Genomic DNA, 9,362 nt, shown 5'->3' on the forward strand with positions numbered 1-9,362 from the left:
TGCGGTTTGGCTGATGTTTTTGCATTGTTCGTAATAGTTTAAAGCTTTGTTTCTTAAGTCCGCAGAGTATGCCATGGTTAGACCTTAAAAGTTGAGTATTGTACTATTTTGTTTTTAATTAACTATAATCCACTATAATGTGTCGATGTCGTCGAACAAGTTTTCAGACGACCTCGGCACATTATTTTGTCAAAAGGTCGTCTGAAAACGAATTTAGCAGGGTTTGCTTAGGTTTTCAGACGACCTTCGGATTTGGGCGAACCTTATTCTGTTACCGTTTTACGGATGAGTTTTTCCGCGTTGGCGAGCGTGTTTTCGACTTCGGTAAACTCGATTTTGCTGCCCGACACCAGCGCGCGTGTATCGTTGAATACGACTTGAACTGCGCCGTCGGTTTCAGTGACGAGGACGCGCAACGGCAGTTGCAGGGCGAAGGCGGGGTCTTTTTGCATCAGCGGTGTGCCGGCTTTGGGCGTACCGAAGACGATGACTTTGGCGGGCTGCATGTCCAAACCACTTTGGCGGGCGGCAGCTTGGTGGTCGATGACGGCGAACACGGTCATGCCTTTTTCTTTGACGGCGGTTTCCAAACGACGGACGGTATCGTCAAAACTGTATTTGCTGACGGCGGTATGGGTTTGATTCATGGTGGAACTTTGTCGGGAATCGGGTTGTCGGGCGGCATCGCCGCCGTGTGAAGCGCAGGCGGTCAGGGCGGCGAGGATGGCGGCTGCGGCGAAGGTGCGTATCGGTTTCATGTTTTTCCTTAGATAAAAGGTCGTCTGAAATGTTTCAGACGACCTTGTTGCTGGTTATTTCAAACCTTTTTTTACCAAGTCTTCGTAACCGCCGTGGTTGGTTACGTTGGTGTAGCCTGCTTTTTTCAACTCGGTAAGCGCGGCTTCGGCACGGCGGCCGCTGCGGCAGTAGAGGTTGACGGGTGCGTTTTTGTCGGGGCTGACGCTTTTGATGCGTTCGACGATTTGGTCGTGCGGGATGTTGACCGCGCCTTGCAAGTGGCCGGATTTGAATTCTTCTTCGGAACGTACGTCAATCCATACGCCTTTTGCTTTGGCAGGTTGCGTGCTGGCGGCTTTGGCAGCGGGCGCGGCATAGGATACGGCGGCAGGTAGGACGAGTGCGGCGGCAGTCAGCGCGGCAGTCAGCAATTTTTTCATGGTCGTTTCTCCAAACGGTTGAACAAAGATGTCAATCTAAACGGTTCGGCGGCAAAAAGCAATGCTCCGTCAGCAGAAGGGTCGTCTGAAACGGGAGTTGTTTTCAGACGACCCTTTGAGACAAAATCAACGCTGTGCGTCAACCGCTTCCAAAGCACGCAGGGCGTAAGTGTAGGCTGCGCCTGCGTTCAAGGAAATAGCGGTCGCCAGTGCGCCGGCGATTTCGCTTTCAGTCGCGCCCGCTTTGGCGGCCGCGGCAGCATGTACGCTGATGCAGCTTTCGCAACGGGTGGTGATAGCGACGGCGAGGGCAATCAGCTCGCGGGTTTTTGCATCCAATGCTTCGGCTGCGGCGGCTTGTTCCAGTGCGCCGTAGGCTTGCAGCATTTTCGGGTGGTTTTTACCCAGCTCGCCGAATGATTTTTTAACGTGTGCGGTGTGTTCGGGCCAATTTAGAAACATTTTTTGATTTCCTTTCCAATGTATTTGATATGCAGGATGCTGCTCTTTCATGGCGGATTTCAATTTAATCCGCCATCTTTACATCCGATGAATGGCATTATTGCAATAATTTGACTATTATAATCGTCAAATCATCTCATTCACTTGCAAAAAACACTTATGGACACTTTGGACAAACTCATCGAACTGGCGCAAATTACCGGCAGCGTGGACATACAATGCCTGTTCCGCGACAAATGGTACGCACCGCACGGACGCAGGCGCGCGCACGGCATCGCGCACCTTGTCGTCGCCGGAGAAAGCTATATCAAAATCGAAGGCGAACCCGAAGCGCGTCTTTTGCAAACCGGCGACCTTATCTTTTTCCCGCGCAGCGCGGAACACATCATCAGCAGCGAAGCAGACTGCAACAACTGCGGCGATACACCGCATATCGACAACAGCGGCGCATTCACGGTCGCTTCGTCCCGTAGCGGCGGTGAAAAAAGCCTCGATTTGTTCTGCGCCCGCTTCGAATACGACGAACACGCCGACATCATGCACGACCTGCCCGAAACCGTCCTCATCAAGATGGACCATCCCTCGCTACAATGCCTTATCTCCATGTTGCAATATGAAAGCGCGCACACGCTTTCCGGCTCGCGCGCCATCGTCAATGCCCTCTCCTCCGTCCTCCTTGTCCTCATCGTCCGCGCCCATCTCGAACAAGGCGGAGAAGCGCCTTTGTGCGGCATACTCAACGGCCTGCGCGATAAACGCCTGCGCCAGCTCATCCAAACTGTCGTCAGCCGCCCCGAAGACGAATGGAACATCGAAAAAATGACCGAGCTTGCCAACCTCTCCCGTGCCCAACTCATGCGCCTGTTCAAACAGCAAACCGGCATCAGCCCCCACGCCTTCGTCAACCTCATCCGCCTGCGCCAAGCCGCCGTATTACTGCGGCAAACTGCCGATTCGGTCTTATCCGTCGCCTTGAACGTCGGTTTCCAATCCGAAACCCACTTCGGCAAAGCGTTTAAAAAACAATACGGGATTTCGCCAGGGCAATATAGGAAAAACGAAAACGAAACGGCAGATGAAGATACCAGCCGGCCGCCTGAAGGCATTTGAACCCGAAAGGTCGTCTGAAAACGGCAAAGTCAAAAGCGTTATAAACTTTTGATTTATCGTTCAGCCATTGTGATGCCCGAGAAAGCCTGTTTGGATACACCGTTTATTTGCCTATATAATCCATTTTTCCCTTTTCAGACGACCTCTTATGCTCAGCTACCGCCACGCCTTCCATGCCGGCAACCATGCCGATATGCTCAAGCATTTCATCCTTTTCCTGACGCTTGATTACTTCAATCAGAAAGACAAGCCCTATTGGTATATCGATACCCACAGCGGCGCAGGCTTATATGATTTGAGTGGCAGCGAAGCGCAAAAAGTCGGCGAATACAAACAAGGCATCCGGTTGCTCCAAGAGGCGGAAAATCTGCCACCCGAGCTGTCCGCCTTTATCGCCCGTCTAAAATCCATACTCCCGCAAGAACAGCTCTATTGCGGTTCGCCGTGGCTTGCCCAAGCCCTGACGCGCGACAGCGACAAACTGCGTTTGTTTGAGCTGCATCCTGCCGATTTCCAACATTTAAAGAACAATATGGAAGAAGCCCGTTTGGGCAGACGCGGGCAGATTGTGCAGACAGACGGGTTTCGCGGTTTGATTTCGCTGCTGCCTCCGCCGCCGCGCCGCGCCGTCGTCTTGATTGATCCACCGTATGAAGAAAAACAAGACTACCAGCGCGTTGTCCAAACTTTAAAAGACGCGCTCAAACGCTTTGAACAGGGTTGTTATATGGTTTGGTATCCCTGCTTGAGCCGCGAAGAAAGCCGCAAACTGCCCGATCAGCTGCAAAAGCTGATGCCCGACAGCTACCTGCACGCCGAGTTACACGTCCACACCCCGCGTCCGGACGGATTCGGGATGCACGGCAGCGGCATGTTTATCATCAACCCGCCCTACCTGTTGCCGGAACTGCTGAAAAATAACCTTCCCGCGTTGACCGACATACTGGCTCAAGACAACGGCGCGCGATTCGTCTTAAACAGCTGCATAAAATAATCGATATTATCCCGTCGAACCAAGACACCGGTAGGAAATCCTGTGGCATGGGCTTCCGATTTAAACTACAATTCACTACATTGTTTTTACGTTTTCAAATTATGACGATCAGACATCCTGCTTCATTGCTTTTGGTTTCCCTTTGCACGCTTTTTCTATGCTCCTGCGAACGTTCGGTTCAAGATACGGTACAAGAAACCTTCGGCGAAGAATTGCGCGGCCACTTCATCAGCAGCGCGACCGCCATCTGCGTGGAAAAAGCGCCGAAAAGCAGCGCGATACCGTCTGATACCGTACAGCAAATCTGTTCGTGCGCTTCGGAAAAAACCGCAGACCAGATATCCATCGACGATATGTCGAAACTGATCGGCGGCGAAGTCGGCGGCGAGCTGAAAACCAAAATCAAGCAAAGCGCGGTCGAATGCGCCAAAGAAATGATAGGCGGCACCGCCTCCGCCCCTTCAAGCAAAAAATAAATACCGACCTCGTCTAAAAACCATTTTCAGACGACCTTTTCTTTTTTATAGCCAGAAACCGAGTCCAATATGAAAACATTAGCGCAATTCCTACCGCAGCATTTACAGCAAAACAACATTCCTGCCGAATTGGGCAGCGTCCTCGAGTCCATCGTCGCCGCCTGCTCCGACATCAGCGGCAAAGTCCGCTTGGGCGCACTCGCCGGCGTGTTGGGCATGGCGGGTACGGGCAATGTTCAGGGCGAAGATCAGAAAAAGCTGGATGTGATTGCCAACGATATCCTGATTGACGTCTTGAAAAACAATGCCCATGTTGCCGGTTTGGCAAGCGAGGAAGAGGATACTTTTGTTGCAGCCAACGAAAACGGCGGCTATCTCGTCTTGTTCGACCCTCTGGACGGCTCGTCTAATATCGACGTCAATATTTCCGTCGGCACGATTTTTTCCGTACTCACCAAACCCGAAGGTCGTCTGAATACCGAATCCTTCCTGCAAAAAGGTCGTGACCAAGTGGCGGCAGGTTATGTTTTGTACGGTCCACAAACACAATTGGTGTTCACTTTGAAACACGGCGTTTTCGTGTTCACGCTCAACGAAAACAACGAATTCGTCCTGACCAAAGAAAATCCAGAAGTTCCGGCATCGACCAAAGAATTTGCCATCAATATGTCCAACTCTCGCCACTGGCAAGCCCCCATGCAGCAATATATTAACGAACTGCTGGCAGGCGATACGGGCGTTCGCGGTAAAAATTACAATATGCGCTGGGTAGCGAGCATGGTCGCTGAAATCCACCGTATCCTGATGCGCGGCGGCGTATTTATGTATCCTCAAGACAAACGCGATCCATCCAAACCCGGCAAGCTGCGCCTGATGTACGAAGCCAACCCGATGAGCCTGATTTTGGAACAGGCAGGCGCAGCGGCAAGCAATGCTTTGGAAAACATGCTCGACATCGTCCCCACGGGTCTGCACCAACGCGTAGCCGTCGTCATGGGCAGCCGCGAGGAAGTCGAATATGTCGGCAAGCTGCATCAAAACTAAGATGTTGAGTTTGTAGGATATCCTGCCATAAAAAGGTCGTCTGAAAATCCGTTTCAGCATTCGTAATGAACGTTGAAACAGGTTTTCAGACGACCTTTTGTGTATTTAGTATTCGGGCATTTATAGTGGATTAAATTTAAATCAGGACAAGGCGACGAAGCCGCAGACAGTACAGATAGTACGGAACCGATTCACTTGGTGCTTCAGCACCTTAGAGAATCGTTCTCTTTGAGCTAAGGCGAGGCAACACAGTACTGGTTTAAAGTTAATCCACTATACAAGGACTGCTGTTCGGCAAGCCTTGACTCATCTGCGGGCCGTTATGACCTTTCGCCCAAAATCATCGAGCCTATGCCTGCATCGGTGAAAATTTCCAACAAAAGCGCGTTGGGCAGGCGTCCGTCGATGATGTGTGTCGCTTTGACGCCGTTGCTTGCCGCTTCGACGGCGGAGCTGATTTTGGGCAACATACCGCCGTAGAGTGTGCCGTCTGCGATTAATTCGCCGATACGGCTTGGCGTGAGGTTGGTCAGCAGGTTGCCTTCTTTGTCCATCACGCCGGAGATGTTGGTCATCAACAGCAGTTTTTCCGCGTTTAACTCTTCCGCCAGTTTGCCTGCGACCAAGTCGGCGTTGATGTTGAAGGCTTCGCCTTTCTCGCCGACGCCGATGGGTGCGACGACGGGAATGCAGCCGCGTTCGATCAAGCCTTCAATCAAGCGTACGTCTATGCTTTCGACCGTGCCGACTTGTCCGATGTCCACACCTGCCTGCTCGGGCGTATCAACCAGCAGTTTTTTCGCTTTGATGAAATGGTTGTCGCGTCCGGTGACTCCGACCGCGCGTCCGCCCTGTAAATTGATCAGCGAGACGATTTCTTTGTTGACATGACCGCCCAACACCATTTCTACGATGTCCATTGTTTCGCCGTCGGTCACGCGCATGCCTTGCACGAATTCGCCTTTTTTACCAATTTTTTCCAACATTTCATTGATTTGCGGTCCGCCGCCGTGGACGATGACAGGATGGATACCCACCAGTTTGAGCAAAACGACATCGCGGGCAAAGCCTTCTTTCAAAGCAGGCTCGGTCATGGCGTTGCCGCCGTATTTGATGACGATAACGGAGCCGGAAAAACGGCGGATATACGGCAGGGCTTCGGCTAAAATGCGCGCTTTGTCGGCTGCGGAAATGGGGTGGGATTCGCTCATAATCGTGTCTCATTATTAACAATTTAATCATTATAGCGGATTACCTTTGAATCAGTAAAAATCAGCTTCGCAACTGTTTGCAGCTTTGCCGTCTTGTCCTGATTTAAAGTGAATCTGCCCTATCTTAACGTCAAAGGTCGTCTGAAACAACATTCCCCGCCCCTTATCGGTTGAGGACGCGCCCGTCGGAATGGTAGAATCGAAGGATTCGGGCATATCGGTTTGCCGTCGCCGACGGATATGGTATCGCCCACACATTTTCTCAAACAACGGTTATCCGGTTTGCCCGATATACCGAGGACTTTCCCATGATTAAAATCAGCACTCAATTTGACGCCGGCTCCGTCGTCGTCAAAGACCTGACCGACCCCGCCAATATCCGCTTGGAGTTGCGTCCGGACAATGCTTCCGATTTCGCCCAATGGTTTTATTTCCGCCTACAAGGAGCGGCGTATCAGAATTGCGTGATGCACTTTGAAAACGCGGCGGATTCGGCTTATCCCGAAGGCTGGGAAGATTATCAGACGTGCGCCTCTTACGACCGCCAAAATTGGTTCCGCGTCCCAACCGAATACGAAAACGGCGTGTTGACCATCAATCATACACCGCTCTCCAACAGCGTTTACTACGCCTATTTCGAACCCTACTCCCACGAGCAGCATTTAAACCTCTTGGGCGACGCGCAAGGCAGCGGGCTTTGCCGCATCGACGACTTGGGCAGCACTGTTCAAGGTCGTGACATCAATCTGCTGACCGTCGGCAACCAAGTCGAAAGCGACATGAAAATCTGGATTATCGCCCGCCAGCATCCGGGCGAAACGATGGCGGAATGGTTTATCGAAGGCTTGCTCGGCCGCCTGCTCGATCCGCAAGACCCGACTGCGCGCATCTTGCTCGACCGCGCCACTTTCTATATCGTACCGAACATGAATCCCGACGGCTCGGTATTGGGCAACCTGCGCACCAATGCCGCAGGCGCAAACCTCAACCGCAAATGGGAAAATCCGACTTTGGAAAAAAGCCCCGAAGTATTCCTCGTTCGCGAAAAAATGTTGGAAACCGGCGTAGATTTGTTCTTGGACATTCATGGCGACGAAGCATTGCCGTTTGTCTTTGTCGCCGGTACGGAAGGCGTGCCAAACTATAATCCGCGCATCGCCGCACTGGAAACGCAGTTCAAAACCGCCCTGCTCTCCGCCAGCCCCGACTTCCAAGACGAATACGGCTATGAAAAAGACGCGCCCGGTCAGGCAAACATGACGCTCGCGACCAACTGGGTGGGCAACCATTTCGGCTGCCTCGCCTATACGCTCGAAATGCCGTTTAAAGACAACGCCAACCTGCCCGACGACGACTTCGGCTGGAACGGCCAACGCTCCCTGCGCTTGGGCGAAGCCATGTTGTCGGCTGTCTTGAACGTTGTCGATGATTTGCGATAATTATTTTTCCCCATCACACAAAAGGTCGTCTGAAAATCCCAATCGGCATTTTCAGACGACCTTTGTCGGGCTAAAAACACATAAACCGCCCTTCTCATAAGGAACACCATCATGATGATACATCCGCAGTTTAATCCTGTTGCAATCAGTATCGGACCAGTCGCCATCCGCTGGTATGCCCTCAGCTATATCGTCGGCTTTATTCTTTTCCTATGGCTGGGACGCCGCCGCATCAAGCAAGGCAACACCGCCTTTACCCAAGAAATGCTCGACGACTTCCTGACTTGGGGCGTTGTAGGTGTCATTCTCGGCGGTCGTCTCGGTTATATTCTGTTTTACAAACTCTCATACTACCTCGAACATCCGCTCGAAATGCTTAAAGTTTGGGAAGGCGGCATGTCGTTTCACGGCGGCTTCTTGGGCGTCGTCATCGCCATGTGGCTCTTCAGCCGCAAACACAAAATCAGCACCTTAAAAACCATGGATTTCGTTGCGCCGCTTGTTCCACTGGGCTTGGCTTCCGGCCGTATCGGCAACTTCATCAACGGCGAACTCTGGGGCCGGATTACCGACATCAACGCCTTTTGGGCAATGGGCTTCCCGCAAGCGCGCGCAGAAGACCTCAACGCCGCCGTGCGCAACCCGCTTTGGGCGGAATGGATGCAGCAATACCACGTACTGCCCCGCCACCCTTCGCAACTCTACCAATTCGCACTGGAAGGCATCTGCCTTTTCATCGTCGTATGGATTTTCTCCAAAAAACCGCGTCCGACCGGACAAGTCGCCTCCCTCTTCCTCGGCGGCTACGGCTTCTTCCGCTTCATCGCCGAATACGCCCGCCAGCCCGACGACTATCTCGGCCTGCTCACCTTGGGCTTGTCGATGGGACAATGGTTGAGCGTTCCGATGATTGTATTGGGCGCGATCGGTTTTGTTTGGTTCGGTAAGAAAAATCGCCTTAACTGATGCCCAAAGGTCGTCTGAAAACCCAAACGGGACGCTGTAATAAGCATCCCGTCATCACGTCAGCTATTCCAAACGGGCGCAATTTGCGATTCATCAAACCGAATCGCAAAAAATCTTAAATCCGACTTGGTTTATCCGCCGCCCGATGGTATCTTGGCACACCTTTCCACCCTTTTTTAAAGAGAGACTAAAATGTCAGAAGAAAACAAAATCAAAGTCAACGACCTGCCCGAAGACAAAAAAGAACAGTCTGAAGAAGTCGAGCTGCCCGTAGTCAACAACGAAGAAAAACGCGGAGGCCACAGCGAAGGCGGCTGCTGCGGCGCATGCGGCGGCTGATTCCGTTTTGAAAAACAAAGGTCGGCGGATTCGCATTTGAAGTGCAACTTTCCATAACAGAAAAAGGCCAGTATGAGGTAGCATACGGCCTTTCCTGCAAGAAAGATTGCCATGAGCTACACACAACTGACCCAAGACGAACG

General features: G+C 52.1%; 12 protein-coding genes. 7 read left to right on the forward strand and 5 right to left on the reverse strand.

Translation table 11 applies throughout. The features are described 5' to 3' along the window. Window positions 1–263: 263 nt before the first annotated feature. From AAG834_RS13090 to AAG834_RS13100, 3 genes are all read right to left on the reverse strand, one after another. On the reverse strand, window positions 264–758 hold the full coding sequence (locus AAG834_RS13090; RefSeq protein ID WP_342032386.1) for a DUF302 domain-containing protein: 495 nt from the start codon (window positions 756–758) through the stop codon (window positions 264–266). Window positions 759–812: 54 nt separating this feature from the next. Next, window positions 813–1,178 carry a rhodanese-like domain-containing protein gene (locus AAG834_RS13095; protein ID WP_342032387.1) on the reverse strand — a complete coding sequence of 122 codons (366 nt, stop codon included), beginning with the start codon at window positions 1,176–1,178 and terminating at the stop codon, window positions 813–815. Window positions 1,179–1,304: 126 nt separating this feature from the next. Next, window positions 1,305–1,640 (reverse strand): carboxymuconolactone decarboxylase family protein, encoded by a 336-nt coding sequence (locus tag AAG834_RS13100; protein ID WP_045075755.1) that lies wholly within the window; start codon window positions 1,638–1,640, stop codon window positions 1,305–1,307. A 159-nt stretch (window positions 1,641–1,799) separates the two neighbouring features. Here AAG834_RS13100 and AAG834_RS13105 point away from each other — a divergent pair, with 159 nt between their 5' ends. The 4 genes from AAG834_RS13105 to AAG834_RS13120 all read left to right on the forward strand — a co-directional run bounded on the left by AAG834_RS13105 (window position 1,800) and on the right by AAG834_RS13120 (window position 5,264). Further along, window positions 1,800–2,750, forward strand: a complete 951-nt coding sequence (locus AAG834_RS13105) for a helix-turn-helix transcriptional regulator (RefSeq protein ID WP_342032388.1) — start codon at window positions 1,800–1,802, stop codon at window positions 2,748–2,750. 148 nt (window positions 2,751–2,898) lie between these two features. Continuing rightward, window positions 2,899–3,744, forward strand: a complete 846-nt coding sequence (locus tag AAG834_RS13110; RefSeq protein WP_342032389.1) for a 23S rRNA (adenine(2030)-N(6))-methyltransferase RlmJ — start codon at window positions 2,899–2,901, stop codon at window positions 3,742–3,744. 101 nt (window positions 3,745–3,845) lie between these two features. Next, window positions 3,846–4,220 (forward strand): hypothetical protein, encoded by a 375-nt coding sequence (locus tag AAG834_RS13115; RefSeq protein ID WP_342032390.1) that lies wholly within the window; start codon window positions 3,846–3,848, stop codon window positions 4,218–4,220. Window positions 4,221–4,289: 69 nt separating this feature from the next. Further along, complete coding sequence (locus AAG834_RS13120; RefSeq protein ID WP_342032391.1) at window positions 4,290–5,264, forward strand: class 1 fructose-bisphosphatase; 975 nt, start codon at window positions 4,290–4,292, stop codon at window positions 5,262–5,264. 320 nt (window positions 5,265–5,584) lie between these two features. On the opposite strand, the gene argB is transcribed toward AAG834_RS13120, so the two are convergent. Continuing rightward, window positions 5,585–6,475 (reverse strand): acetylglutamate kinase, encoded by an 891-nt coding sequence (argB, locus tag AAG834_RS13125; RefSeq protein ID WP_342032392.1) that lies wholly within the window; start codon window positions 6,473–6,475, stop codon window positions 5,585–5,587. 51 nt (window positions 6,476–6,526) lie between these two features. Next, a complete protein-coding gene (locus AAG834_RS13130) occupies window positions 6,527–6,691 on the reverse strand; it encodes a pseudouridine synthase (protein ID WP_203025947.1) in 165 nt (54 codons plus the stop codon). Between the two features lie 92 nt (window positions 6,692–6,783). Here AAG834_RS13130 and AAG834_RS13135 point away from each other — a divergent pair, with 92 nt between their 5' ends. From AAG834_RS13135 to AAG834_RS13145, 3 genes are all read left to right on the forward strand, one after another. Then, window positions 6,784–7,914, forward strand: a complete 1,131-nt coding sequence (locus AAG834_RS13135; RefSeq protein WP_342032393.1) for a M14 family metallopeptidase — start codon at window positions 6,784–6,786, stop codon at window positions 7,912–7,914. A 111-nt stretch (window positions 7,915–8,025) separates the two neighbouring features. Further along, on the forward strand, window positions 8,026–8,880 hold the full coding sequence (lgt, locus tag AAG834_RS13140) for a prolipoprotein diacylglyceryl transferase (RefSeq protein ID WP_107826122.1): 855 nt from the start codon (window positions 8,026–8,028) through the stop codon (window positions 8,878–8,880). 192 nt (window positions 8,881–9,072) lie between these two features. Beyond that, complete coding sequence (locus AAG834_RS13145) at window positions 9,073–9,219, forward strand: hypothetical protein (protein WP_003767024.1); 147 nt, start codon at window positions 9,073–9,075, stop codon at window positions 9,217–9,219. The last annotated feature ends 143 nt before the right edge of the window (window positions 9,220–9,362 follow it).

The sequence above is a fragment of the Neisseria sp. Marseille-Q2251 genome, from assembly GCF_940793045.1.
In the GTDB taxonomy this organism is placed as follows: domain Bacteria; phylum Pseudomonadota; class Gammaproteobacteria; order Burkholderiales; family Neisseriaceae; genus Neisseria.